Genomic DNA, 26,182 nt, shown 5'->3' with positions numbered 1-26,182 from the left:
CCCTCTCCTCGCTCGTGCTGCATCCCGATCATCGCCTTCATCGCCCTTTCCGACGCCCATTCACCCCCACCCCTCATCCCGCCGATCACTTCAGCGGCAGCAGCATGGCGGCGTCTTGACCGGTTTTCGCGCGTGGTGGGAGGTTATGCAGGGGAGGTGCAAAAGCGTAAATAAGTGGCGAGTCTACAAGCCCGCCGAAAGTGGGTGCAGCCAAGCGCCACCCCATTCACATTCGCCTCCAATATATGAGCTTGTGGAATAACACCCCGATGCGCGTGGTTGTGGCCCACAACTACTATAAACAAGCTGGTGGCGAGGACCAAGTTGTCGCTGCGGAAGTTGCAATGTTGCGGCAGCATGGCCATGACGTGACTCGATACTGCTTGCACAATGACGCAATCGACCAGATGCCGCGCACCGAGCTTGTCGCCCGGACGATCTGGAACCGGTCCTCTTATCTCGAGCTACGCGCTCTGGTCCGAGAAAGTCGGGCACACATTGTGCACTTCCACAATACATTCCCGTTGATGTCGCCCTCGGCCTATTACGCAGCTCGCGCGGAAGGCGCGGCGGTCGTCCAGACATTGCACAATTTCCGTCTCACCTGTGCGGGCGCCCTTCTGCTCCGCGATGGAAAGGTTTGCGAAGATTGTCTCGGCAGCTTCGCTCCATGGCAGGGCGTCTGGCGGAAATGCTACCGTGGCAATCTCGCGGCGAGCGCCACCGTCACGGCGATGCTTGCCGCCCATCGAGTTGCGGGAACTTGGCGCAACGCCGTCGATGTCTATGTGGCCCTGACCGAGTTCGGGCGGCGGAAGTTCGAGGCGGCGGGACTTCCCGCTGACCGTGTCGTCGTGAAGTCCAACTTTGTATTCCCGGATCCGGGACCAGGGACCGGCGGCGGCGGATACGCCATGTTCGTGGGACGCCTCTCCGCCGAAAAGGGGTTGGGAACGCTGCTGGAGGCGTGGCGGCAACTCGGAGGCCAAGTGCCGCTGCGCATCGTCGGCGACGGCCCGATGGCTCCGCAGGTGAAGGAAGCGGCAGCGCGGGATCCAGCGATCCAGTGGATGGGCAGCGTTCCCCTGGACTCGGTGTACCGGCTGATGGGCGGGGCCGCCTTTGCCGTCGTGCCCTCGGTGTGGTTCGAAGGTTTCCCACGCGTCATGGCCGAAGCCTTCGCGAAAGGAACACCCCTGATCGCGTCGAGGATGGGGGCGATGGCGGAGTTGATCCAAGAGGGCCGCACCGGACTGCTCTTCACGCCCGGGGACGCGCTGGAGCTCGCCCAGGTGGCCCAGCGACTGTTCCACGATACGCCGAGGCTGACGCAGATGCGCCGCTCGGCGCGCCTGGAGTTCGAGGAGCATTATACGGCCGAGCGGAATCATGAAGGGATCATGGCGATCTACGCGCGAGCCCTTTCCGTACGATCTCGCAAGGAACCTTGCTGCTGACCGCCTAAGCGAAAAGCTCAAACAGTCCCGCAGCCCGCCAATGGGGCTCCAGCAGGGCAGGGAACGCGAGCCGCGCCGCAACTCAGGGATGCGCACTTCAATGGCGCCGACTCGGGTCCGCCAGAAACCATCGGAGTTGCCCGATCACCGGCTACCGCCGCCTGACCCGGCAGAGCCCCCCCCACGCCTGGGGACACGATCCTTGCGCCGCAAGCACCGGCGCATACCCCTTCATCAAAGGACTTCCTCCGGGTTGAGCCAAGGGCTTGTCGCCCGCAGCCGCCCCGCAAAACCCTTGAGCGCATCGCATGTGGCGAGCGCAAACACATATTAGCAACCGTCAAAACTCGGATCAAGCATACTCGATTAAATGGTCTTCGTTTCATTAAGTGCGGGATCAATCCAAGATGGACAAAGCATCGGATGAAACACAGCGACGAACCATAGCGTAGCCGGAGGACCAAATAATCGGACGAAAGGTATTCACAACCGCGGTTTTGTTCTCTCCCGGCGCAACTTCAACACGCTGGGTTGCCAGTCGGGTCGTTGCGCAATAGAGGATTACGCATCCGTGCGCTTGCTACAAAGCTTGTCGAACTTCTTGGCTCGTGTTCCGGATCGGGAGTTCCAGATGGCGGCCCCTGAGCGGGCCGCGACGGACCCGCATCCGGCTTCCGCTCGGCACTCGGGCCACATCCGCGCGCGGCAGCGCCTAGCCGAAATCTTCACGCCGACCCAACCGCTTTCAAGGAAGAACTTCTACCCGCAGGAAGGTCGCTGCGGTGAAGCCTTTGTCGGACGCAACGCTGAGCGTGACCGCATCATCCGGGCCCTGGTTGAGGAGCGTGCCCACGTCGTCATTTACGGCGAGCGGGGGCGCGGCAAGACATCGCTCGCAAATCTCGCTTTGGCGCACGCTGACACCGCCGTTTTCGACGTCGCGCGCTACATCTGCTCGGCCGACAGCGACTTCGACGCGATCACGCGCGGCCTCCTCCAAGACCTGCCGCGGTGGTCCAGCGGCTCACGATGGTTCGGCACTCCGCCCCCGGCCGGCCCCGATCCCCATGACGACGCGACGACCCCGCCGCCGTCCCGCGCAGTGCAGCTGGGCGACATCCTTGCGCAGGTCGAGTTCCGTCGCGGATCCCGGCTCTTGTTCGTCGTCGACGAGTTCGACCGCGTGGTGGACGAGAACACCCGCACAGCGATGGCCGACATGATCAAGCAATGCTCCGACCGTGGCATGCCGCTCTCGTTCATGATCATCGGTGTTTCCGACAGCGTTGAGCAATTGCTCGGACGCCATCCGTCGATCCAGCGCTGCGTCGCCCGCATCGCGCTCCCACTGCTCAGCCACGCAGAAGTCGAGCTGATCGTCGCGCGCGGCGAGGAAGCAGGACTCGATTTGCCGAAACCAGCGCGGTCTTGCATCGCGCAACTCGCGCGTGGCGTCCCGTACATGGCGCAGCTGCTGGCTCTGCGCGCGGGGCAAGCGGCGCTCGACGATGGCCGCACCAGGATCCGCGGCGACGACCTGATTGCAGCCGTTAGGGCCGCAGCGGCCGAGGCGGACCCGCGGATCCGAACCCTGTACAACACGGCCACAGGATTGGAGCGCGATGCGGCGGCGCTTGGCGTCTTGCGCGCGGCAGCGTTGGGTCCGCAGGACGAGTTCGGGCGCTTCCGAGTTGACATCTGCGGTTCTTTTCTGCGGGTCGCGGGGGCGCAGGTCGATCCCGCGGCTTGGCGACGCGTGATCGCCTCTGGCGCGATCCGGGCGGTCCGCGGCGGCGAACCCGATCTGTACACCTTTGGTGAAGCGATGATGCCGCATTTCGTGTTGCAGCGCGCAGTGCTGTCGCGGCAAACGGCGGGAACGACACCGTCTCGCGGCGACGCTCCGATGTGACCGGCACGCGCCTGACGGAGATGCGAATGCGGCGCTTGGCTGGGGGGGGGTGCCGGTCAGTGCGCCACGGCGCCGTCAGTCGCCGATGCCGCGCATTAAAGGTGCCGAGCCGTCGCGCTCACGGCCATCCAGGCGCCACCTTCCGCAATGGCGTTGTGATCACCGGCCCGGCAGCACACGACACCGCCTGGTCGCGGAGTCACCCGAACTCCCGCGCACCTCGGCCTCTGAACGGCCGGGGCTTTTCGGAAGGGCCGAGCCCTTGGCCGTATGGTTTGTGGTTCCGCGCAGCATCATGGTTCCGACCGGGCCTATGTCTAAGCCTGCGGCCTGGGCCAAGCTGATGGCTTGGTCGAGCTCGGCGGGCGTGCAGCCATACGGCGAGGGCCGGTCATGCACATCGTGGGTCGAAAGGATCAACCAGCCCTTCCTCTCGGCAGCGTCCGCTATGAGCGAAGAAATGTCACGCTTCCGCCGTTGACCAGCCCAAAGGCCGACGCTCATCAGAAGTGAGGGATCGACCGTCCGGCGGTTCAGCGCCCGATCGGCGCACGTGGCAACGCCGCGGCAGCTAAGGTAAAGTCGCGACGCGCATCGACGATGCGCGAGCGGGGCGTGACCGTAGGGGTAGGCAAAACTCTGCATGGTCAGCCCCGGAAGGCGATCCTCAAGAAAGCGCTTATTCGCCTTGATTGAAGCGGCGTACTCTGCGGCCGAATGCCGGTAAGCGCTGAGATGTCCGTAGGTGTGGCAGCCGATTTCGTGCTCCGCCTCGTAAACGGCTTGCAGATCGTCAAGATCGAACTGACGTAGTCCCATTGCGTGGCGGCCGCAGAGGCCGCCGCTGGTGTAGTAGGTCGCCTTGACGCCACGCTGCGCCAGCACGGCGCCGCCCATCTGCCAGGCGCTCTTCGGAAAGTCGTCGAATGAAACGCTCAGAGCGCCGTTCGGCAGATCGAAGCTGCGCCACCACAAGGGGACTCTGCGCGACAGTTGCCCGCCGATCCGCTCCATCAATGAAAGCGTCACGTTACGTGCCGGGGGCATATCGTCCTGAGGCACGCACTTCGAATGAGACACGTCGCTCACGATCGCCTCAACCCACTCGGGGTGCCCTCGGTTGACGCGGGTCAATGCCACAGCACGGGTTCGCCACGCTTCCGACGGTCACCTGTTTGTTGTCATGCGACAGTTGCTTTGCAGTATATGCCGGCAACCATTCGGTTTCACTCAGAAAGCATCCCCTTCCATGGCTCATGAACCACAGTACGAACCAAAAATAGTCTACGTCAAGACGCTCCGAACTTCCTGCTCTCTTCATCCTTCTTGAAATCAGATCCGAGAACCTGCTCCGGGACAGTGCGCCTTGCGACGGCGCTCCCTCAACATGCGCTCGGGTGATTGCCGCTGCCTTGCCGCACCGGTCGCAACCCGCGCTGAAGTGCCGGACCGTGCTGAGTGGGCGCCATGGCCCTGCGCGGCCGGGCAATGGGGGGTCCAGTTCGACTCATGGCCTGGATCGTGGGTTCGGGGTTGGCCGGAGGTGACGGTGGGAGGTGGTGACCGCGTCACCTGTTTGCGCGCCGCCTTTTCGGAGCGCGTGATGGCGCGGCGGACGTGCTTGAGCCTGTCGACCAGCCGCTCGACGACTCTCCTCAAACGGCGGGCGCCCGCCGAGTGGACGCTTTCCTGCACGCCATCGATCAGAAGCCCGAGCTGAGGTTGTGGTCGACATGCCCCGCACGGGCCGAGCACCGCAAGGCGGCCGAAGACATTGATAACGCGCGCAGCTTGGCGGAAAGGCCGCCACACGTCCGCCCGTCTCCTTCCGCCTCATCCACGCCCCGCGGGCTGCAACCGATCTTGGTCCGGGGGGCCTAGCGGAAGGCCAAGTAAGCGCCTGCAGCGTCGCGGAGCCGTTGGATGCGGCCGTAGAGCCATAGCGGCCCGCTCTGCACCACGTTCTTGCTCAGACCGCGCTTGAAGTCGTAGACGCCGCGATTGCCAGCCGGATCGATGCCGCCCCAATCAAAAGTCTTGCACCCTTCCGAGATCGCGCGCTCGATGAGGCGCCAGACGGCTATCGAGGGCGCTTTGCTGACGCGGGCCTGCTCAGTCGAGGCGGCGAAGAAGTCGGTGCAGCGCTCCGACGAGAGATGGGCTATCCGCACATGGACGAGCGTGTCGTTGTCCCGGACTTCGAGAATGAGATGATGCGGGTCGGCGGCCACCAAGTCGCGGTAGGCCTTGGCGTTGAAGTTGTTATCGAAACCTTTGCGCTTTCTGAGATCGTCGTACAGCGCGCTGAAAGCGTCGAAGCAAGCGAGCCGCTCGTCGAGATCCGCGAGGAAACGGGTCGACAACGCAGCGGCCCGCTCCGCGCGCCGCAGGTTTTCGCGCCAATCCCGCTTCATTCCTTGAAGGATCGCTTCGGCCCCAGCTGTCAGGTCGATCTCAAGCGTATGGTCGCGGCTCGAAACGACCGGCACGAAGCCATGCGCCAAGAAAGCGAGAACGCCAGCCGGGCTCCCGAAATGCTTGAAATCTGCGGCTAGGAGGTCGAGCCGCCCGAGCGCGAGATGATCGAGTAGAAGCCCCACCGCCGCCTCGGCTTGCTTCTCCCCTTTTCCCGTCAGGAGCGGCCCGCCCTGGACATGCACGAACCGAGCGAACCCCTTCACCTTTTCCTGGTATTGGATGAAAGCGAGCGCGTCGCCGGCCCCGTCGGAGATCACAATGCGTCTCACGTTCCAGCCGAGCCGGGCCTTGTATTCGCCCCACATCCAAGAACAGAAGATGTTGCCTCGGGGGTGGCCCCAGACGGCCGCGTCCCACCCTGACCGGTCGAGGATGTCGCGCACGCGCGGATCAGCCATCATGGCCCTCTACCAAGCTTTTCGGCTTCGCGGCGCCGACAGCGAGCTGCTTGTTGTGCTGCGACTGCCGGCGTGCAGGCCGCGCCTTGGAGCCGGGACGGGCTCGCCCGTCCCGGAGCAGCCCGCGCGAGGCGCAAGGCCCACGGCCGACCGACATGCCGGGACAATCCGTGGATCTCAATCCGATCGGAGGGTGGCGAAGGCGCCGCAAGCCGTCCGCAGCATGATGTGGAGGTCGAGCATGAGCGACCAGTTGTTGAGGTACCAGAGGTCGAGCGCCACCCGGCGGCGCGCCTTCTCAATCGTGTCCACCTCGCCGCGCGACCCGTTCACCTGCGCCCAGCCGGTGATGCCGGGTTTGACGAGGTGGCGTGCGCGGTAGGTCTCGACCGCTTCGAAATAGTAGGCGTCGTCGACCCGCATGTGCAGCGGGTGCGGCCGCGGGCCGACAAGGGACATGTCGCCGCGCAGCACGTTGATGAGCTGCGGCAGTTCGTCGATGCTCGTGCGCCTGAGAACACGGCCGACACGCGTCACCCGCATGTCGCGGGCCGTGGTCCGGCGCTCGCCGGTAGCGTCGCAGCTTTCGGCCCGCATGGTGCGGAACTTGTATATCAGGATGGGGCGGCTGCCGAGGCCGAAGCGCCATTGCTGGAACAGCACCGGGCCAGGCGACTCCAAACGGATTGCCAGCGCCGCCAAGACCAGCGCGGGCAGGAGCGCGAGCAGCGCGGCAGCGCTGACAACGAGGTCCATCGCCCGTTTCGCGGTGCCGCTGAGGCCGCCCTGCGGATCGGTGATGAGGTCGAGGAGCGCGAAGCGGCCGATCGAAGCCGAAGAACGCGGCACGCAGACCAGCGACGCGGTGTCGAAAGCCAAGCAGACGCTTGCCCGCTGGTCGGAGAGCCGCTTGCAAATCGCGGCGATGCGCGCGGTGGCGTCGCGCCCCATCACGGCCAGGGCGACGATGTCGGCGCCGCCATCGACCACCATCGCCCGCAGCCGGTCGAGGCCGCCCGTCTCCCGGTCGTCCATGCAGCCCTCGAAGCGCCAGCAGGCGCGCGGCGCTTCGGCGATGGCGCGCACAAGCTGCTCGGTTTCGTCCGGGGCGCCGACGACGACGACACGGCGGCTGCCGGCCACCGCATGGCCGAAGCGGTGCGCGGCGTGGCGCAGCGCCACGGCCGCCGCGGCAGAAGCGAGGAACCAGGAGCCGAGCCACAACAGGAAGTCCCCCGGTGGTTCGCCGTCCTGCGACAGCACAAGCCAGCACGCCAAGCCCATCGTCGCCAGCGCGGCCGCGGTCGCCCCCGCGGCGCGCAGCGCGGCCGCGCCGGCGGGCTCGGGCATGCGCGCGGTGTGCAATGCGCAGCGCACGGCGGCCGCCACGGCGGCCGCCATCACGGCGACGCCGCCGGTCGTGGTGGCGGACAGCGCCGCCGCCGTCTCGGGGAAGAACGAGCGCGCCACGAATGCGAGCGCAACGAGCAGGACCGCATCCGTCGCGGCGACGAAGAGGCGGAAGGTCTGCGAGCCCATTCGCCGAACCGGAAGCGCAGCCGCCAAGGCCGGATCCGCCAGCAAGCTGCGTAGGTCGGCGGCGATCTTGAGGGTCGCCTGTTCGCTCATGTCGTCACCCCGAACCAAGCATCGGCGACGTCATCTCAGTCGCCGCGAGAAGCGCGGCGGGAGCGCCCCTCGACGGCGCCCTCGGCACACCCGGCCTCCGTCTACGGCGACAGCGCCCCCTCGACCCCGCGCGAGGGCCGTTGCGGGGAGGCCCTGCCTGCGGAGCGCGACGGCGCAGGGACCAGCGTGCGGGCGGGGCCAAGACCGAGCGCGATGCGGAAGTATGCGATGGTGCGGGCCAGCCCTTCCTCTAGAGGGGTGACCGGCACCCAACCGTCGAGCAGCCCGGTGGCTCGCCTGATGTCTGGGCAACGCTGTCGCGGGTCGTCGGACGGCAGCGGCCGGAACTCCAGGCGCGAGCGCGAGTCCGTCAAGCGGAGCACGAGTTCGGCCAGTTCACGGATGGTGAACTCGGCCGGGTTGCCGAGGTTGAGGGGGCCGCACTCGCCCACTGGCGTTTCCATGAAACGCAAAAGCGCCTCAACGAGATCGTCAACGTAGCAGAAGGAGCGCGTCTGGCTGCCCTCGCCGTAGATGGTGATCGGCTCGCCGCGGAGCGCCTGGACGACGAAGTTCGAGACGACGCGACCGTCGCTCGGGTGCATGCGCGGTCCATAAGTATTGAAGATGCGCGCAACCTTGATGTCGAGCCCGTGCTGGCGATGGTAGTCGAAGAACAGCGTTTCGGCGCAGCGCTTACCCTCGTCGTAGCAGGCGCGCAGGCCTATCGGATTGACGTTGCCCCAGTACATCTCGCGCTGCGGATGCTCCACGGGGTCGCCGTATACCTCCGAGGTCGAAGCTTGCAGGATTCTCGCTTTGGTGCGCTTAGCTAGGCCCAGCGCATTGATGGCTCCATGTACCGAGGTCTTGGTGGTTTGCACCGGGTCGTGTTGGTAGTGAACTGGGGAAGCGGGGCAGGCTAGATTGAAGATGCGATCGACCTCCACGTAGAGTGGAAAAGTGATGTCGTGCCGCAGCACTTCAAAGCCGGGGTCGCCGAGCAGGGCAGCGATGTTTGCGCGTGAGCCGGTGAAGTAGTTATCGACGCAGAGCACGTCTTCGCCGCGCTCCACCAGTCTTTCGCATAGATGGGAACCTATGAAGCCAGCACCGCCGGTGACCAGGACCCGCTTGTTCACTCCTGACATTGTCTCGTAACCCTTATGATGCTTTACTGCAACTCTTCAGATCAAGCCGCATCGCCGCTCATCTACAAGCGCGCCTGCTTTATTGTTTGCGCCACAATAAATGCACAGGCACGTATCTAAAAGTTCTGCGACACCAGAGCGCTTTTTTTTACAGGGTCCAGGATACTTTATCGTGGCCGAAAATGAATAAGCGTGCGGCAACAGGTTCCGTCACAACGACGTGAAATCAACCGCCGTGCTTGCGTGTGATCGGAATATCTTCTTTGTGGTTCAAATTGAGGGCGGCAGGTGGCGTTCTGCAAATGCGGTGACGGTTCACGCCGGCCCTGCTGCGCGGCAGACGACGCCGCAGCCGCCCGTGGCGGTCCCGTCGAACCACAGGCAAGCACAGCCAAGCCGACCCGACCGCCATTTGCGACGCCCATGGATCGCTCGCCTTGGCGATGCCGTGTCGCGTTTGAGCCCTGCCCGTTTGCCAAGGCAGTGAGCCCAGGACGAGGTAACCACCGATTCGCGTCGTCCGCGGAAGCGGCGAAGGAACACCGGCCGATGCCGCGCGACGGCGTGTGGCGGGCGGCCGTGCCGCGCTCCGCCTCGCCGCGGCGACGGTCTCCACCGCTCGGCGCAGTCGGGGATTCCCGCGCGGCAGGCTTGCCCCTGGCGGGATACCCGATCGGCGGACGTCGTCCGCGGAGCAGCGGCGGTGACGACCGCAGAGACGATCGGCGCCGCCGGCTCTGGCCGGGGTGGACGGGATGTCACGCCGGCGGCGATGCCGATTCGGCGGAACGCTTCCTTGGCGGCCGGCAGAGCGAGCTCGGCCGGCCGCCCGCATCTCGTCACAACAGGACGGCGGACCCGTTGTCTTCCCAAGGCGACACGGCGCGCAGCTGGTCGAAGCTGTGCATGCCGCCGTTGTAGGCGAACACCCGCGCCGACGGGTCAGGCAAGTGGTAGTCGTTGCCGTCAAATCGGTTGTTGCCGTTCCAGAGCACCGAGGCGTTGTAGTTCGCCACGGCGCCGTTCTCGGCGGGGCCGTAGACGTGGTTGTCGTGGATGTTGTTGTTGATGGTGTTGTAGGGGCGCGGCGCGTTGAACGCTGCTTGGTCGGACGTGCGATCCTGGTAGATCAGGCTGATGCCGGCGCCGCCACCCCGGTTGTCGACGGTGTTGCCATAGGCTTCGACGCCTTGGCTGTTCTCGATCTGGATGCCCGCGCCCAGGAGCCAGGTGTCCCGCTGCGCCCCGTTCCCCACGATCGTGTTGTTGCGGATCACCGCCTCATAGCTGAGTTCGTGGTGGATGCCGCCCATGGCGTTGTTTTCGATGCGGTTGCCTTCATAGAGCGTGTTGACGTTGTTGATGTCCGTCCACATGCCGTTGCCGTAGTTGTCGTGGCTGTAGCTGTTGCGGACGATCAGGCCGTCGGTGAAGGCGAATTTGAAGCCGCCGCCCTCCCAGCGCGGGTCGATGCCCGACCACTCGGAGTTGCGCGCGAATTCGGTGCGGTCCACCACAATCCCGGTGCCGCTGCCGCCGGCGCCCATCTGGCCGTTCTGCACCACCCGGCTGTTGAGCAGGTCGGAGCCATCGCCGAGCTTCACGCCCAAGCCGTAGTTCAAGCGGAAATCGACGTCGTCGATGGTCCAATTCCTCACCCCGCCGCGGCCGCCCACCGCGCCGTGCTGCACCGGGGAGGCATACTTCTCGACCACGAGGTTCTCGAGGGTGACGTTCTGCGCCGCGCCGCCGAAGGCGAGTTGCGTCACCGCCGCCTCAACCTTGTGGCCGGCGGGGTTGTCGCCGATGTAGATGCGGTCGGCGGCGTAGTCGAAATAGAACTTGCCCGGCACGACCTCGGCCCGCGTGTCCACCGGCTGAAGCGGCTTGCCGTCCAGGAACACGGCATCCGGGTAGCCGGCGCGATCCCGTCCAGAGAGGGCCGGCGCGCCGCTGCGCGGCCCTTCCTGCGTTTGGCCGCCGATCATCCAGTCGTCGCCGTCCTGGGTGAAACCGGTCAGCAACCGCGAGCCATTGAGCACCGCGCCGTCGGCGCCGAGGAAGGTTTGGCCGCTTTTCGGCGTGACCGATTGCATCCGGTACTCGCCCGCCTCCAGCCAGAAGGTGGCGCCGTCCGGGGCGGCGTTCACCGCCGATTGGATGCTGGCGCCGGGCTTCAGGATGATGGCGCCAGCCGGCGCCGTCCCGCCACCGCTCGGCGGGGGCGGCTCAGGGGACGGGGGTTGCGTCGTCGCGGTGTCGGTGATCGCGAAGTTCTTGGAGCCGCCGGTCCAAAACTCGGCCGCGGCGCCCGATACGCTCGTCCCGTTGTAGGTGGCTCCTTCCACGAACAAGTTGCGGTCGCCCTGTCCCGAAACGGCGTAATCATTGGTGAAGGTCACTGTAACCGCGTGAGTGCCGGCGGCCCAGTTGCCTTTGAGGGTCAGGGTGTCGCTCTGGCCGGAAGAGTGGAGCGCGGAAGCGGTGAAGATTCCGCCGATCTGCACCCCGTCGACCTTGACAGTGTATTGGGCGCTGCCCTGGAAGGCGTCCTGGCTGACCTTGAGCACCAGGATGTCCGACCCGCTGCCGGCGGAGAGGGACACCGGGACCGGGGTCGCGGGGGCGGCTTCGGTGTAGGAAAAGACGGCCGCGCCGGCGCTCCACAAGCTGGCGGTGGCGTTTGGCACGACTTGGCCGTTGTAGGTCGCGCCATCCAGGTAAAGATTGCGGTCGGTTGCCGCCGTGCCGCCCCAGGCGTCGTTGAGGAACTTAACGGAAACCTTGTGGCTGCCGGCGGCCCAGTTGCCCTTGAGTGTCAGGGTGTCGCTCTGGCCGGAGGAACGGAGCGCGGATGCGGTGAAAGTGCCGCCGATCTGCACGCCGTCGACAGAGACCGTGTACTGGGCATCGGCCGCGTAATAATCTTGGCTGATCCGCAGTACCAAGCTGTCTGAGCCGGAGCCGGCAACCTTGCTCACGGGCGTTCTCACCGGGATCGTGGGTGCGACAGAAGTCGCCATGGGATGTTCCTCGGGCCACTGCGATTGAGCGATCGGGCAAGCCGATATTCACGGACTCGCGATCGAAGGGCACGATCTGCTATTGCGAGAGCAAAAGCAACCGAAAGTTAATATGGTATATGGGAGGATGTTCAATCCAGGGTTTCTGGGACGCGCGCAGCGCGTCCCTGCTACGGGCAACGCGCAGTGGCTTTTGAACAGGGCATGCAAGGCGGAACTGAGCCGGTCGTGGTTCAGTGCCCAGCGCAGATCCTCCAGCGCTCAGGCGAGGCCGCGCTCAACCGAACGTACCTGTTCGCCCCGCCTGGGTCCGCCTGCGCGGCATGTCGATCAGCCAAACCCGCGTTCGCAGGCCGCAACCGGCGATGGACGCCGCCGGAGGACGAGGAGTACTGCCGCAATTTCGGGAACCGCGTCGTGCTCGGATCGCGCGCTCGCGGACAAGGCAGTGGGCTGGAGCGCAGCGCGCACGGCGGCGGCCGATCTTTCCGCAATCGATCCGGACGCCCGGCCCGAGTTTTCCACCCTGGTACCGCAATCTGCGGAACCCCGCCTTCCACCCCCTAGGCTGGTGGCCCATGAGCGGCGGAGCTCGCACCGCTCGGCGGCGACGGATCAAGGTGGTCCGACCGCGATGCAAACACGGCTGGCCCGTCGTTACGCGTGGCTTGGAACTCGATGGACCGGGGATCGCTTCCTGGATCTGCGATGCCTTCACGGGCTGGCGCAGCAGCCTGTTCGTGGCGGGACCGGGCACGCCGGCCTTGGCGCGGCTTGCGACCGAAGGCGACAGGGTGATCTACGAGAAGCCGCTCCTGACGAGCATGGTCCGGGTGCGCCGCGTGCTCCGCGACCCGGACGGGCGGTCCCACTTCCTCACTGGCGAGGCTGAAGGGCGCGTCCTGCGGCTGGATTCGGGCCAAAGCGAACCGTGGAAGTTCTGGGTACCGCGCCCGTTTCCCGTGCCGGGAGCGGTTCGGCATGCCCGGACGCCGATCACGCCGGCCGACCAGGCTCATTGCAAACTCGTGCCGAACCTGGGTCGGTGGGCGCCGTCACGCCGCTGGCGTTGGCGGCGCCAAGCGTTCAACGGACCTCGGGGCGGCGCCGGACGGCGCCCACCGCTCGGGCCAGGATGGTGAGGTCGGCGCGCAGCGAGGGGCGCTGAGCGTAGGCCGTGTCGAGCGCGACGCGGTCGCGGGCACTGAGAACGCTGCGGCCGCAGACTTGGCAGGGACCGATGAGGCCGGGGCGGACCGACTGGTAGGCTGCGGCACCGCCGAACAGGGCGTAGGATCGTTCCAGCGCTTCGCGCGTGACTGGCCGCGGGCCGACCAAGCTCATGTCGCCGCGCATCACGTTCAGCAGCCGCGGCAACTCTTCCAGCGCCGTCCAGCGCAGCGCTTGACCGAAGCGGGTCAGGCGCTGCCCGTCCGCTTCTCCCGGGGCGCGGAAGGCCAAGAGCCCGAACTCGCGCCCGCCGCGGCCGACCACTCGGCGCCGGACGACGAAGGCGGAGCCGCCGTCGGCACGCACGAGCAGGAGCACCAAAACGAAAGCGGGCGCCACAAACAGCAGCAGCAGCGCGGCCCCCCCGAAGTCCATGGCGCGCTTCAGCGCTGGGCGGAGCGCAGACCTATACAGACGAGGGAAGGGTGGTCGGGCGGAGCGGGGACTGCCATCGACAAGGTCCATCGCGGCGCGCTCCTCGGTTCGAGTGCCCTGGTACGATGTGCATGCACTGAAAGTTACATTGCCTTCGTCAAAGGCTCATGAGTAGTTCTCATATTGTGGATTATGTGTAATCCATGCCATTCTGCCATCGGCGTACTGCGCGCTACACAACTTTTGGTTCAAAATGGCACTTCGGATACAACCGAAGGTGTCTGCGGGCGAACCGAAAACATCGCACCGCGTATGCATCCAGCGAATCCTTGGGATGGGTGGCCGCATGGTTCCTCCTCCGCGACGGGTTGATTCGGCGGACGCGCGCCCCGCTGAATGGGAAGCGGATCTTGGGCGCGAGCGGACTCTCGCGCCCGATGCGCGGCGCCTGAGGCAAGGAATGGCTTGGGCGGCCCTGATTTCCGCGCCCTTCTGGCTGGCGGCCATCCTCATCGCCTGCACCTGCCTTTGAGCGCCGACACCGGCCGCGCAAACCTTGGAACGGGTTGCGGGATCATCCGCGTGACCAAAGCCCTGGGCGGGCCGGATTTGATACTTTCGAGCACCGAGCCGAGCGCCTGGCGCCGCGCCCCCGGCCGCGCGAGCGCCGACGCGGCGCGGCCATGACCCAAACGGGTGCGGCGGGTTCAGGTGCGGCGCGAGGCAGCGAGCAGAGCAACGCGACCGAGGAGGCGGTGCATCTCCGGCGTTCTGTAGGCGCCAAGGTTGGACAGCACATGCACCTCCGCCTTGGTGCGGCGCAACTCGAATGGCGGCCCCCGCTCGACGGGGGCGACAAACGCCTCAACGCTGGTCGTGGCCGCTATGGCCTTGGCGGCGGCCAAGCCGCTGACACCGAGCGCAACGCCATGCGAGCGCCACGCCGCAAACCCGCGCGCCGCGGGGCTGCGGCATGACCGTGTTGGTCGCAGCCCCGCATCCATCGAAGAACACCTGTCGCTCGGGGCCGATCCCGCCAACTCCGGCAACTCCCGTCCGCCATGCCGCGCCCGGTCGCGCGGGGCGCCGCTTCGTTCGATCAGGCAAAACCCTCGTAGCGGACGTCCTTCCTCCCCCCACTTTCGGCGACACGCCTCAGCCCGCTCGCCTGCAACAACAGCATTGATACGAACAGGGGATTGAGGATCAGGTAACGCCGCCACAGTCGCCGCGGCTCGCTCGACAAGCGGAACAGCCATTCCAGGCCGTTGCGCTGCATCCAGTTCGGCGCCTGGGGCAGCCGTTTGGCGTGGAAATCGAGCGCTGCGCCGACCGCGAGCAATGGCATCGCAAGCAGGTGTCGGTGCTCATAAAGCCAAACCTCCTGCCGCGGGCAGCCAAGCCCGACGAAGACGATCTCGGCGCCGCTCGCTGTTAACTGCGCGGCGATCGCCGCTTGCTCCGCCGGCTCCACCCGCCCGAAGCGCGACGGGATCATGGCGGCGATCCGGAGGCGCGGGAACTGCCGGAGCAGGTTGGCCCGGAGTTCATCGAGCACCTCCTGCCGGTTGCCGTAGAAGGCGACGGCGAACCCTTCGGACTCCGCCATGGCGCAGACCATGAGCGTGAGGTTCGGCCCGTAGACGCGATCCCGCAGCCCCGCCCCGAAGAGCAGGTTGAGCGCCCAGCGCACCGGCTGCCCGTCGGGCACGATCAAGTCCAGTGTGTTCAGCCTGCGGCGATGCTCGGGGTCCAGCGCGCCGGTCATGACACCGTGGACCGCGAGAGCCGTGACGGTCAGGGGCCGGCGCTCGCGCGCCGCCCGCCTCACCGCCGCACAGGTTCGCGCGTAATCAGAGGCGGCGACTCGCACGCCCAGGATGCCATGTTGTTGGATCGCAACGCCCGAGTCATCGCTCGCCGGCTGGCAAGCGCCGTCGCCCTGTTCAAGTTGTGCGGGAATGGGCACGGCAGGCCTCCTCCATGTGATCGGTCTTACAGTGGCCGAAGCGGCTGATTTCCACCTGCGGGAGCAGGCCGACATAGGGGCTTGGCCACTTCAGCTCCCTTGGGGCGAAGCGCCCCTTCGAGGAGGATGGGCTGAGATCGGCATGGGAGACCAACATCAGCGCCCCAGGACGTTCAGCATCGGTGTTTCGTTGACGGCGTCGCAAGCGCTCCGCATCGCCCCTTGCGTGTTGTGTCAAGGTCCGCCCCTGGATGGGCAACAGCGGGGCCCCAATCGGCCCCCAGGAGCCAAAAGGAGTTGCATCCGCCCCAGCGATGCTGCTGCTGCGGCCTTGAGGGACGTCTTCGGCGCCATCAATTCTGCATGGCTCGGCGCAGCGCCTGACGATGTCCGCCAAGGGCAAGTTGTCGCAAGCATTTCCACCAGCACGCGCATATCCCTGACGCACAGCCGGAAATCCAGGCCACAGGATTAAAGCACTAGGGCATTACCCTCTATTTTAGATACAAGCATCGTTATCACGCCATCGTCAGTTCATTTCCGGCAGCCGCCGTAAATAACTCTCGGTCATGTCAAGGGCGCCGCTGGCCAAGCCGCTCGCCTCCCGCGTCTTGAAGCGGGCGATCCTCGCGTTCACCAAGCTGTGGCCCGCGTACCGGCGGCCGCGTGTGGCGGGAGCGGTGCCGCATCGGCGGGGCTCGGCCCGAACCCGCCCAACTGTCCGCCGATCTGGCCGCCGCATGGCGCGGCACACCTACGGGAGATCACGTCGTGAGCGTTGCTATCATAACCGGATCGGGCGGCCTGGTCGGGGCCGAAGCGACGAAGTTGTTCGGTGGTCGTGGCCTGCACGTTGTCGGCGTGGACAACGACATGCGCAGCTACTTTTTCGGCGAGGCTTCCAGCACGCGCTGGCAAACCGAGCAGTTGCAATCGGCCGGCATTCGCTACACCCACATCAATGCCGACATCCGCGACCAGGGCGCAATGGCAGAGATGTTTCGGCGCTATGGCTCCGACGTCTCCATCGTTGTCCATTGCGCCGCCCAGCCCTCGCATGATTGGGCGGCGCGCGAGCCGATCACCGACTTCACGGTCAACGCGAACGGCACGCTGAACCTCCTGGAAGCCTGCCGCAGCTTCTCCCCCCACGCGAGCTTCATCTTCGTCAGCACCAACAAGGTGTACGGCGACCGCCCCAACGATCTACCCCTCGTGGAGGGCGCGACGCGCTTCGATCTCGACGCCAGCCATCCCTGGGCCGAGCACGGCATCCCGGAAGAGATGTCGATCGATGGTACGCTCCACAGCCTGTTCGGCGCCTCAAAGGTCGCGGCCGACGTGTTGGTGCAGGAGTACGGCCGTTACTTCGGCATGAATACCGCCTGCTTCCGTGGAGGCTGCCTCACCGGCCCCGGCCATTCCGGGGCGCAGCTACACGGCTTCCTGGCCTATCTCGTGAAGTGCGCCCTCACGGGCACGCCCTACACGGTGTTCGGCTACAAGGGGAAGCAGGTGAGGGACAACATCCACTCCAGCGACCTCGCCCAGGCCATTTGGTGCTATTTCGAGCAGCCCCGGCCCGGTGAGGTGTTCAACATCGGCGGCGGAACCCACTCCAACTGCTCAATGCTGGAAGCCATCGCAATGGCAGAGGAAATCGTCGGCCGCCCGATGGTCTGGAGCTACAGCGACGAGAGCCGCCGCGGCGACCACATTTGGTGGGTCAGCGACGTGCGCAAATTCCAAAGGCTGTATCCAGCATGGCGGTATCGTTACGGCATCCGCGACATAATGGCAGACATCGCCGCCGGCTTGAAGGAACGCTTGAAGCAAAGCGCGGGTTAGGGCATTCGGGGGCCACTGGCCGTCCTTCTCGCCTCCGCCGCTTGGCCGCTGGCCCTACGCCGACCGCCCCCGCCCATGGTGCGGACCTTGGCGCCCAAACCGATGCTGGCCTAGCATTCGCCGCGGACCGCTCGATCGGGTCCGGTCGAGAGGATGTTGCCCAATGAGAGGACCGCTTCTCGCCGTCCTTCTTTTGCTGTTCACCAACGCGGCTCGAGCACTCGTCACACTGCCGGATTCATCCGCGTCGATCGGCACGAGCAAGAGTGTCGTTGCCACAAGCGATTGCGAAGCCGTCGTGGGCGATCTTTGCTTCGGTTGGAGCGTCAACGCGTGGGGCGGGGCCACCCATCAGGCAGGCACATCGTCTTCCGCCATTCATGGGACAAACAAAGCATCCCAATGGTTTTCGGTGACCTCGAAGGGGTCGGGCGACGCGCACCTTTATCACCCGTTCACTTTCGCATACGGCGTGACCTACCAAGCAACGTTGTGGATGAGGGCGGAAGCCCCGGCGACGGTTCAGGTCACGATCCGGCGCGACGGCGGCCTGTATGACGATGTTGCAGCCAAGACAGTAACGCTCTCGGGCGAATGGCAGCCGGTATCCGTTAAAGGCATTTACCCCCTCCGAGACGGCGAGGGTTCCGTCAGGGTCAATACGAGTACGCTGGGCGTGAAAATCCACATCGGAAAGTTCGAGTTAGAAACGCTCTCCGGAAATCCGCTGCAAGCGCACCTGCCTGGGCGTGCAGTAAACGCCAACTTCAGCGGTATGCTCGTCAACAAGCTCGGTGTGCATTCGAACTGGCCTCCGATTGCGACGAAGGTCCTGCGGCTTTGGGACACCGTTACGGACTGGAGGTCGATCGAGACTGCGAGAGACGTGTGGGACTTCCATCGCCTCGATTATTATTTGAGTTATGCCGAAGCGAACGGCGCGAAAGTGCTGCTGACATTAGGGCAAACGCCGTCGTGGGCAGCGGCCGATCCAGACGCGTCCTGCGTGTATGACGCGGGATGCTCACCACCGGCGAGCAATCAAGACTGGAGGAACTATGTTCGCAAAGTTGCCCAACGCTATGGTCGGCGCATTGCTTTCTACGAGATTTGGAACGAACCCGATTACAAGAAGTTTTGGCGAGGCACGCCGGAGCATATGGTTGAGCTTACCCGCATAGCGAAGGAAGAAATAATCGCAGCGAACCCTCAAGCAATCATCGTTTCACCGTCCGTTACACCGACCGCTGGGGTCAGTTTCCTCGACCGCTTTCTCTTCTTGGGCGGCGGCCAATATATAGACGCGCTCGGATACCATAACTACTACAGTATAACGCCTGAGACGCAACTGAGTTTCGTTCAACGGCTTCGTTTCATGACTGAAAACTACCCAGGCAAATCTTATCAATTCTGGAATACGGAAGGAGCCCCGGACTGCGACCACAGGTCCCAAGATTGCAAAGCGTTCGAACCGACGGATGACGACAAGCTGTCATCAGTAACCCGCGCCCTTCTCATCATGGCGGCGCAAGGCGTCGATCACTACAGTTTTTACGCTTGGGACATCAACGACCTCACCTTCGCCCCGCTTTCGGACGCGAGTTACCGAAGCCTCACCACTACAGGAGAAGCTTACAACAGGGTTCTTGGCTGGCTGTCGAACGCTGTCGTACGAGACGCCTTCGGATATCAGGGCGTCTATGTTGTCCGGTTTTCAACCGGTACAGCTGTTTGGTCTGACAAGGACGACGTCTTGGCGCAAATACCGGCGGCTTGGAGGCACTCGAACTACAAGGACGTGACCGGGGCATTGCGGGCAATCCCGGCGAACAAACGGATCAGACTAACCAGAAAACCCGTTTGGCTGAGATGACTGGCGATCTCCGATGGCTTCCACCGTTCTCGCCTTCTGATGCTCGGGCCGCGTGGGGGTGGATGTGACCGGCGTGCGCGCCGCCGGTCCGAGGCGCCAAGCGCAACAGGTCGACGCGCGGTGACACGCGGCGCCTTTGTCGGAGTGCTTGCATGAGCCGCCGACGCGCCTCGCGGAGCAAGGGTGGCCGACGGTGGTTGCGACGGGCTTCGCCTTCCCACTCCGATCCGTGGCCGCCGCAGGGAGGCGTGGGCGACCTGGTGCCGGAACATACGGCCGAGTTTGCTTCCGCGAATTTCCGCCGCCGTATGGAGAAATCGTCGGCTCAGCGCGGGCGCCGAGGCTGACCCTCCGCTACAGAAGGCCGAGGTCGCGCAGTTCCCGCCGCAGGCCCGCCGGCAGCGCGTCCAATCCGCGCGCTTCGACGGCGCCGGCGCGGAGGTCGGGCGGCGCCGCTTCGGGGGCAAGGTAGCGCCATCCTTGGAAGGGTTTCAGCGGCCTCGCCTCCACCGCGACCAATTCCGGGTCCAGCACCAGGCCGGCGCGGGTGATGCCGTCGGCGCCCTTCTCCTCGCGGATGTCGAGGATGCGCTGGCGCACCCGCACGAAGCCCGCCACCACCCAGTAGATCGAGCCGCCGGCCGCGAGGATCTCCGCGGCGCGCTTGGGGAACATCCGCGTCCGGTGGCGGAGCGGCGGGTCGGACTCGATCCGGCTGGCCTGGATGGCGCGCAACTGTTCCACGTCGCGCGGGCCGACGGAGAGCTTGATGAGGTGCGGCACGGGGGCTGATCTGGCGCCTCGGCGGCGGCCGGGCAAGCGGCCCCACGCGAGGCTTCCCCCGCGCCCGGCAGGGGCTTATTCCAAAGCGCATGAACGACACCAGCCCGGCGGCCGCCGCCGACGCCGCCGCCGCCGTTGCCCGCTACGACGCCCGAACCGCCGAGCCCCGCTGGCAGGCCGCGTGGGAAGAGCGCGGCGCGTTTTCCGTGCCGGACGTGCCGCCTCCCGGTGCGCGCAAATGTTATGTTCTTGAGATGTTCCCCTATCCCTCCGGCAAGATCCACATGGGCCACGTCCGCAACTACACGCTCGGCGACGTGGTGGCCCGCTACAAGCGGGCGCGGGGCCACACGGTGTTGCACCCAATGGGCTGGGACGCCTTCGGCCTGCCGGCGGAGAACGCGGCGCGCGAGCGGGGCGTCCATCCCGCGAAGTGGACCTACGAGAACATCGCCAACATGCGCGCCGAGCTGAAGCGCATGGGCCTTTCCCTCGACTGGTCGCGCGAATTCGCCACCTGCGACCCCGAATACTACGGGCAGCAGCAGCGCCTGTTCCTCGACTTCTGGCGCGCGGGCCTGGTCGAGCGGAAGGAGAGCTGGGTCAACTGGGACCCGGTGGACGGCACCGTGCTGGCGAACGAGCAGGTGATCGACGGCCGCGGCTGGCGCTCCGGCGCGCCGGTGGAGAAGCGCAGGCTCAGCCAGTGGTTCCTGTCCATCACCAAGTACGCGCAGGAACTGCTGGACGCGCTGGGCGGTCTCGATCGTTGGCCGGAGCGCGTGAAGCTGATGCAGGCCAACTGGATCGGCCGCAGCGTGGGCGCGCGCGTGCGGTTCCGGCTCACCGAGCCGGTGGAAGACCTGCGCGAGGTGGAGGTGTTCACCACACGGCCGGACACGCTGTTCGGCATGAGCTTCCTCGCGGTCGCGCCGGAGCACCCGCTGGCCACCGCCGCGGCGAAGCGCGACCCGGGCGCGGCGGATTTCATCGCCGAGTGCCGCCGGATGGGCACCAGCGAGGCGGCGATAGAACAGGCGGAGAAGAAGGGCCACGACACCGGATTGCGCGTCGCGCACCCCTTCATCGAGGGCGCGAACTTCCCGGTTTGGATCGCCAACTTCGTGCTGATGGAATACGGCACGGGCGCCATCTTCGGCTGCCCGAGCGAGGACCAGCGCGACCTGGATTTCGCGCGCAAGTGCGGGCTCCAGGTGTTGCCCGTGGTGCTGCCGCCGGGCGTCGAAGCGGACGCGCACGCGATCGGCGACACCGCGTACACGGGCGACGGCACGATGATCAACTCGGGCTTCCTCGACGGCATGGCGACGCCTGAGGCGAAGCGCGCCGCCATCAAGGCGCTGGAGGAGCGCGGCGCGGGCGAGGGCGTGGTGAACTGGCGCCTGCGCGACTGGGGCGTGTCGCGCCAGCGCTACTGGGGATGCCCGATCCCGGTGATACACTGCGACGCCTGCGGCGCGCAGCCGGTGCCTGTGGATCAGTTGCCGGTGGAACTGCCGGACGACGTGGACTTCTCGCGGCCCGGCAACCCGCTCGACCACCACCCGACATGGAAGCACGTCGAATGCCCGAATTGCGGCAAGCCGGCGCGGCGCGAGACGGACACCTGCGACACCTTCGTGGACAGTTCCTGGTACTTCGCGCGCTTCTGCTCGCCGCGCGCGCCGGAGCCGGTGACGCGGGAGGCGGTGGACGCCTGGCTGCCGGTGGACCAGTACATCGGCGGCATCGAGCACGCGATCCTGCACCTGCTCTACAGCCGCTTCTTCACTCGCGCCATGACGGCCACCGGGCACGCCTCGGTGGCCGAGCCCTTCGCCGGGCTGTTCACCCAGGGCATGGTGACGCACGAGAGCTACCGCGGCGCCGACGGGCGCTGGCTCTACCCGGATGAGGTGGAGCGGGGTGCGGACGGCGCGGCGCTGCACCGCGAAACGCGCGAGCCGGTGACGGTCGGCCGCGTCGAGGCCATGTCTAAATCGAAACGGAACACGGTGGACCCGGGCGGCATCATCGACCGCTATGGCGCGGACACGGCGCGGTGGTTCATACTTTCCGACAATCCGCCCGAGCGGGACATGGAATGGACGGAAAGCGGCGTCGCCGGCGCGCACCGCTTCGTGCAAAGGCTGTATCGCCTGGTGGCCGTCGGCGGGCAAAACCTGCCGCCTCCCGGCACGAGCGCCGCGGAGGCGGCCGGCGTCGCGCGTGGGCTGCGGCAAACGACGCACCGCGCCATCGCCGCGGTGACGGAGGCATTGGAGACCTTCGCCTTCAACTCCGCCGTCGCCCGCATCCACGAACTCGCCAACGGGATCGGCATGGTCGAGGGCACGAACGAGCCGGACATGAACGCCGCGCGACGCGAAGCGCTTGAAGCGGCGGTCCGGCTCTCGGCGCCGATGATGCCGCACCTTGCAGAAGAGCTATGGGAACGGCTTCGCGGGAAGGGTGCCCCGCTCGTCGCTGAACTGCCCTGGCCGGAGGCGGATCCGGCGCTGCTGGCGGCGGAGACGGTGACGCTGGCGGTGCAGGTGCTCGGCAAGCTGCGCGCCACCATCGAGGTGCCGGTGGGCACGAACGAGGCCGAGGTGTTCGCGCGAGCCGAAGCCGAGGAGAATGTTCGGCGCGCGATCGGCGACCGTCCGGTCCGCAAGCGCATCCACGTCCCCGGCCGCGTGGTGAACTTCGTTGTCTAGACCGGGGCGGCGGTGGGCGCTGCTGGCGCTGGGCGGCGGCGGGCTGCTCGGCCTGCCGGGCTGCGGCTTCCGGCCGCTCTACGCGCCGGTGACGGCGGAGGACGGCGGCTCGGCGGACATACGCGACGCCCTCGCGGCGGTCCGCGTGGCCAACATCCCGGAGCGGTCCGGCCAACTGCTGCGCCGGGATCTGCAGCGCCGCTTCGAAGGCGTGCGCCTCGGCGTGCCGGCGCGCTACTCGCTGCAGGTGGCGGTGACCTACGCGGTCGAGCCGCTCGGCTACCGGCGGGACGGCACCATCACCCGGCTGCGCTACATCGCCACGGGGAACTGGACCCTCGCCACCCTGGCGGTGCCGCCGCGGCAGATCGCGGCCTCGGCCATCCCGGCGCGGGCGCTCGACTCCTTCAACATCCCGGACTTGCAGTTCTTCGCCGCGGACTCGGCGCGGGACGCAATGGAGGCGCGGCTGGTGGACCAGTTGGCCGAGGACATCTTCCGCCGCGTCGCGCTGGAACTGCGTCGCGAGCGGCAGCAACGGTCGGCAGCGGCCGGGTAAGCGCGAAACGGGACGGACGCGCCGTGGCGAAGCTGGACGCGCGCCGGGTCGAAGCTTTCCTCGCCGACCCGGGGCGGGACTGCCGCGTGGTGCTGTTGCACGGCGACGACCCGGGGCTGATCCGGGAGCGGGCGGAGAAGCTCGCCCGGGCCGTGGCCGGCGGCGACCCCATGCGGCTGGTGGAGGTGCCACGGGACGGCTGGCGCGACCCCGGCGCCCTCGCCGCGGAAGCCGCCAGCGTGCCGCTGACCGGCGGGCGGCCCCTGGTGCGGGTGCGCGACGCTGGAGACGGCTTCGCCGCGGCGGCCAAGGCGGCGCTGGCGGGTCCGGGACCGGGCTTGGTGGTCTTGGAAGCGCCAGAGGCGCAGGCGCGGTCGAAGCTGCGGACATTGCTGGAGCCGGTGCCCGGCGCGGCGGTGATCGCCTGCTACCGGGAGCGGGGCGCCGACCTGGCGCGGTCGGCGGGCGCGATCCTCGGGGAGCTGGGTGTGTCGGCGGAGCCGGCGGCGCTGGACTGGCTGGCGCAGCGGCTCGGCGAGGACCGGATGCTGCTGCGGCGGGAGTTGGAGAAGCTCGCGCTCTACGTGGGCGAGGGCGGCCGGGTCGGCGTGGAAGACGCCGTGGCGTGCGTGGCCGAGGGCTCCGCGCTCGGGCTGGAAGAGGCGCTAGTGGCGGCCTTGTCGGGCGATGTGGCGACCGCCGACCGGGCCCTGGAGACCGCCATGGCCGAGGGCGCCAACGCGGTGCAGGTGGTGCGGACGGCGCTGCGCCACGTCCAGCGGCTGCACCTGGCATCCCTGGCCGTGGCGGGCGGCGCGCCGCCGGGCGCGGCGCTGGACGGGCTGCGGCCGCCGGTGTTCTTCCGGCACAAGCCCGCCTTCGAGCGGGCGCTCCGCCAATGGCGCCCGGAAACGCTGGAAGCGGCCGGGGACGCCTTGCTGGATGCGGAGCGCCGGACCAAGACCACGGGCCTGCCCAGCGCCTTGGTGGCGCGGGAGGCCGTGCTGCTGCTGGCGCGGCGGGCGGCGGCAGCGCGGCGCTGACCCGGTGGGACGGCCCGGGCCGTCAGGCTTGCAGGAGCCGGATCACCCCGTCGAGCTGGTCGAGGTCGTGGTAGTGGATGGTCAACTGGCCGCCGCGCCCGGACTGACGGATGGCGATCTTTAGCCCGAGGCGGCCGGACAGCTCCCGCTCCAGCGCCGCGACCTCCGGGCTGGCGCCGGCCGCCGACGTCGGACGCTCCGCGGCGGCGGCGGGGTCGCGCGGCTTGGCGGCGGCGAGCGCCTCCGTCTGCCGGACGTTGAGGCCGCGGTCCACCACCTGCAGAGCCAGCACTTCGGGGTCCGGCGCCGTCAGCAGCGCCCGGGCGTGGCCGGCGCTCAACGCGCCGTCGCGCAGCAGCTCCCGCACCCGGTCGGGCAGGGCGAGCAGGCGCATGGTGTTGGCGACGTGGCTGCGGCTCTTGCCCACGGCTTGGCCCAGGGCGTCCTGGGTCAGCTCGAACTCCTCGACCAAGCGCCGGTAGCCTTCGGCCTCCTCCAAGGCGTTGAGGTCCTGGCGCTGGAGGTTCTCCACCAGCGCGGCGGCCATCGCCTCCCGGTCGCCGAGGTCGCGCACCACGACCGGCACCTCGTGCAATTGCGCGAGCTGGGCAGCGCGCCAGCGGCGCTCGCCGCCGACGATCTCGTACCGGGCCTCGGCGCCCGGCTTGGGGCGCACCAGAATGGGCTGGAGGACGCCGTGCTCGCGGATGGAGCCCGCCAGCTCTTGGAGCGGCGCGGCTTCCATGGGCCCGCGGGGCTGGAAAGGGCCGGGTTCCAGAGCTTCGATCGGCAACGCGCGGACCGCGCCGGCGTCCCGTGGCGAACCGCCGGCAGGCCCGGCCGCGTTGGGCGCGATGGCGGTGGGGGAGGGCGCCTCGCCGAGCAGGGCCGAAAGGCCGCGGCCGAGCCTCGGGGGCTTCCGGGCAGCCGTCACGCCGCCGGGCTCCGCACTGCGGCGGCGCGCTTGGAGCGTTCGCGCCGGAGCAGTTCGACCGCCAGCTTGACGTAGGCCTGCGCACCGGGGGAACGGAAGTCGTACAGGGTGACGGGCAGGCCGTGGGACGGTGCCTCGCTGACCCGGATGTTCCTGGGGATCACGGTTTCGAACACCTTGTCGCCGAAGTAACCGCGCACGTCCGCCGCCACAGCTTCCGAAAGGTTGTTGCGTCTGTCGAACATGGTCAGCACGATGCCTTCCATGGCGAGGGAGGGGTTGAGGGCGTGCCGGACCCGCTCGATCGTCTGCACGATCTGGCTGACGCCTTCCAAGGCGTAGAACTCGCATTGGAGCGGCACCAGCACGCTCCCGGCCGCGACGAGCGCGTTCACGGTGAGCAGGCCCAGCGAGGGCGGGCAGTCCAAGAAGATGTAGTCGTATCCCCGCAAGGCATCTTCGGCGGACGTCAAGCAGTCGCGCAAGCTCCGTTCCCGGTTCGGGCGGCCGACCAGCTCCACCTCGGCCCCGGCGAGGTCCGGATCGGCGGGGATGAGGGACAGGTTCGGCACCCGCGTTTCTTGCGCAACGTAATCCAACGGGGCGCCGTCTATCAGCATGGCGTAGCTGCCGACGCTGCGGTCCAGCCTTTGCACCCCGAGGCCGGTCGAAGCGTTGCCTTGGGGGTCCAGGTCGATCAGCAGGACGCGGCGTTCGCTGGCGAGGGCGGTCGCCAAATTGACAGCCGTCGTCGTCTTGCCGACGCCGCCCTTCTGATTGGCGAGGGCGATCACGCGCGG

18 protein-coding genes are annotated in these 26,182 nt (G+C 67.0%); 8 read left to right on the top strand and 10 right to left on the bottom strand.

What is annotated here, in order from left to right; all coding sequences use genetic code 11:
• The first annotated feature begins 251 nt into the window (after window positions 1-251).
• Window positions 252-1,457, top strand: coding sequence for a glycosyltransferase (locus tag ABD067_RS20755; RefSeq protein WP_343897303.1), 1,206 nt, complete (start codon window positions 252-254; stop codon window positions 1,455-1,457).
• A gap of 571 nt (window positions 1,458-2,028) precedes the next feature.
• The gene (locus ABD067_RS20750) at window positions 2,029-3,369 is read left to right on the top strand and encodes an ATP-binding protein (RefSeq protein WP_343897302.1); all 1,341 of its coding nucleotides are present in this window, start codon (window positions 2,029-2,031) and stop codon (window positions 3,367-3,369) included.
• 159 nt (window positions 3,370-3,528) lie between these two features.
• Here ABD067_RS20750 and ABD067_RS20745 read toward each other — a convergent pair whose 3' ends face one another.
• The 5 genes from ABD067_RS20745 to ABD067_RS20725 form a co-directional block, all read right to left on the bottom strand.
• The gene (locus tag ABD067_RS20745) at window positions 3,529-4,458 is read right to left on the bottom strand and encodes a polysaccharide deacetylase family protein (RefSeq protein WP_343897301.1); all 930 of its coding nucleotides are present in this window, start codon (window positions 4,456-4,458) and stop codon (window positions 3,529-3,531) included.
• Between the two features lie 788 nt (window positions 4,459-5,246).
• A complete protein-coding gene (locus ABD067_RS20740; protein WP_343897300.1) occupies window positions 5,247-6,248 on the bottom strand; it encodes a lipid II:glycine glycyltransferase FemX in 1,002 nt (333 codons plus the stop codon).
• A 174-nt stretch (window positions 6,249-6,422) separates the two neighbouring features.
• Entirely contained in the window at window positions 6,423-7,874 is a 1,452-nt protein-coding gene (locus ABD067_RS20735) for an exopolysaccharide biosynthesis polyprenyl glycosylphosphotransferase (protein WP_343897299.1), read from the bottom strand.
• Between the two features lie 101 nt (window positions 7,875-7,975).
• Window positions 7,976-9,025: a UDP-glucuronic acid decarboxylase family protein gene (locus ABD067_RS20730; protein WP_343897298.1), complete on the bottom strand. Its 1,050-nt coding sequence runs from the start codon at window positions 9,023-9,025 to the stop codon at window positions 7,976-7,978.
• An 839-nt stretch (window positions 9,026-9,864) separates the two neighbouring features.
• Window positions 9,865-12,006, bottom strand: a complete 2,142-nt coding sequence (locus ABD067_RS20725; protein WP_343897297.1) for a carbohydrate-binding domain-containing protein — start codon at window positions 12,004-12,006, stop codon at window positions 9,865-9,867.
• Between the two features lie 365 nt (window positions 12,007-12,371).
• Between ABD067_RS20725 and ABD067_RS26500 the strand changes: the two genes are divergently transcribed.
• Entirely contained in the window at window positions 12,372-13,190 is an 819-nt protein-coding gene (locus ABD067_RS26500) for a PQQ-dependent sugar dehydrogenase (protein WP_408871579.1), read from the top strand.
• Here ABD067_RS26500 and ABD067_RS20720 read toward each other — a convergent pair.
• Together ABD067_RS20720 and ABD067_RS20715 are read right to left on the bottom strand one after the other, a co-directional pair.
• Window positions 13,135-13,653: a sugar transferase gene (locus tag ABD067_RS20720; protein WP_343897296.1), complete on the bottom strand. Its 519-nt coding sequence runs from the start codon at window positions 13,651-13,653 to the stop codon at window positions 13,135-13,137. The genes ABD067_RS26500 and ABD067_RS20720 overlap by 56 nt on opposite strands.
• Window positions 13,654-14,752: 1,099 nt before the next feature.
• A complete protein-coding gene (locus tag ABD067_RS20715) occupies window positions 14,753-15,622 on the bottom strand; it encodes a WecB/TagA/CpsF family glycosyltransferase (protein WP_343897295.1) in 870 nt (289 codons plus the stop codon).
• A 771-nt stretch (window positions 15,623-16,393) separates the two neighbouring features.
• Between ABD067_RS20715 and ABD067_RS20710 the strand changes: the two genes are divergently transcribed.
• On the top strand, window positions 16,394-17,470 hold the full coding sequence (locus tag ABD067_RS20710) for an NAD-dependent epimerase/dehydratase family protein (RefSeq protein WP_343897294.1): 1,077 nt from the start codon (window positions 16,394-16,396) through the stop codon (window positions 17,468-17,470).
• Window positions 17,471-17,633: 163 nt separating this feature from the next.
• Window positions 17,634-19,343, top strand: a complete 1,710-nt coding sequence (locus ABD067_RS20705) for a GH39 family glycosyl hydrolase (RefSeq protein ID WP_343897293.1) — start codon at window positions 17,634-17,636, stop codon at window positions 19,341-19,343.
• Between the two features lie 354 nt (window positions 19,344-19,697).
• Here ABD067_RS20705 and ABD067_RS20700 read toward each other — a convergent pair whose 3' ends face one another.
• Window positions 19,698-20,126 (bottom strand): DUF1489 family protein, encoded by a 429-nt coding sequence (locus ABD067_RS20700; RefSeq protein WP_343897292.1) that lies wholly within the window; start codon window positions 20,124-20,126, stop codon window positions 19,698-19,700.
• Window positions 20,127-20,215: 89 nt separating this feature from the next.
• Between ABD067_RS20700 and leuS the strand changes: the two genes are divergently transcribed.
• From leuS to holA, 3 genes are read left to right on the top strand one after another with little or no spacing between them, the layout of a single operon-like run.
• Window positions 20,216-22,846, top strand: a complete 2,631-nt coding sequence (gene leuS / locus ABD067_RS20695) for a leucine--tRNA ligase (protein WP_343897291.1) — start codon at window positions 20,216-20,218, stop codon at window positions 22,844-22,846.
• Entirely contained in the window at window positions 22,839-23,405 is a 567-nt protein-coding gene (gene lptE, locus ABD067_RS20690) for an LPS assembly lipoprotein LptE (RefSeq protein WP_343897290.1), read from the top strand. Before leuS ends, lptE begins: the two co-directional genes overlap by 8 nt.
• Before the next feature lie 23 nt (window positions 23,406-23,428).
• A complete protein-coding gene (holA, locus tag ABD067_RS20685; protein ID WP_343897289.1) occupies window positions 23,429-24,448 on the top strand; it encodes a DNA polymerase III subunit delta in 1,020 nt (339 codons plus the stop codon).
• A gap of 22 nt (window positions 24,449-24,470) precedes the next feature.
• Here the strand turns inward: holA and ABD067_RS20680 are convergent, their stop codons facing one another.
• The gene (locus ABD067_RS20680) at window positions 24,471-25,382 is read right to left on the bottom strand and encodes a ParB/RepB/Spo0J family partition protein (RefSeq protein WP_343897288.1); all 912 of its coding nucleotides are present in this window, start codon (window positions 25,380-25,382) and stop codon (window positions 24,471-24,473) included.
• Window positions 25,379-26,176, bottom strand: coding sequence for a ParA family protein (locus tag ABD067_RS20675; protein ID WP_343897287.1), 798 nt, complete (start codon window positions 26,174-26,176; stop codon window positions 25,379-25,381). The genes ABD067_RS20680 and ABD067_RS20675 overlap by 4 nt, the downstream gene beginning before the upstream one ends.
• Window positions 26,177-26,182 lie beyond the last annotated feature (6 nt).

Source organism: Craurococcus roseus, from assembly GCF_039523795.1.
In the GTDB taxonomy this organism is placed as follows: Bacteria; Pseudomonadota; Alphaproteobacteria; order Acetobacterales; family Acetobacteraceae; genus Craurococcus; species Craurococcus roseus.
The sequence above is the reverse complement of the archived record's forward strand: the minus strand, read 5'-3'. Positions and strand labels throughout refer to the sequence as shown.

Excerpts from the sequence above, each read along its gene's own strand:
- ABD067_RS26500 (WP_408871579.1), top strand. The coding sequence starts at position 12,372 with ATGTCGATCAGCCAAACCCGCGTTCGCAGGCCGCAACCGGCGATGGAC.
- ABD067_RS20705 (WP_343897293.1), top strand. The coding sequence starts at position 17,634 with ATGAGAGGACCGCTTCTCGCCGTCCTTCTTTTGCTGTTCACCAACGCG.
- leuS (WP_343897291.1), top strand. The coding sequence starts at position 20,216 with ATGAACGACACCAGCCCGGCGGCCGCCGCCGACGCCGCCGCCGCCGTT.
- ABD067_RS20740 (WP_343897300.1), bottom strand. The coding sequence starts at position 6,248 with ATGATGGCTGATCCGCGCGTGCGCGACATCCTCGACCGGTCAGGGTGG.
- ABD067_RS20735 (WP_343897299.1), bottom strand. The coding sequence starts at position 7,874 with ATGAGCGAACAGGCGACCCTCAAGATCGCCGCCGACCTACGCAGCTTG.
- ABD067_RS20730 (WP_343897298.1), bottom strand. The coding sequence starts at position 9,025 with ATGTCAGGAGTGAACAAGCGGGTCCTGGTCACCGGCGGTGCTGGCTTC.
- ABD067_RS20720 (WP_343897296.1), bottom strand. The coding sequence starts at position 13,653 with ATGGACTTCGGGGGGGCCGCGCTGCTGCTGCTGTTTGTGGCGCCCGCT.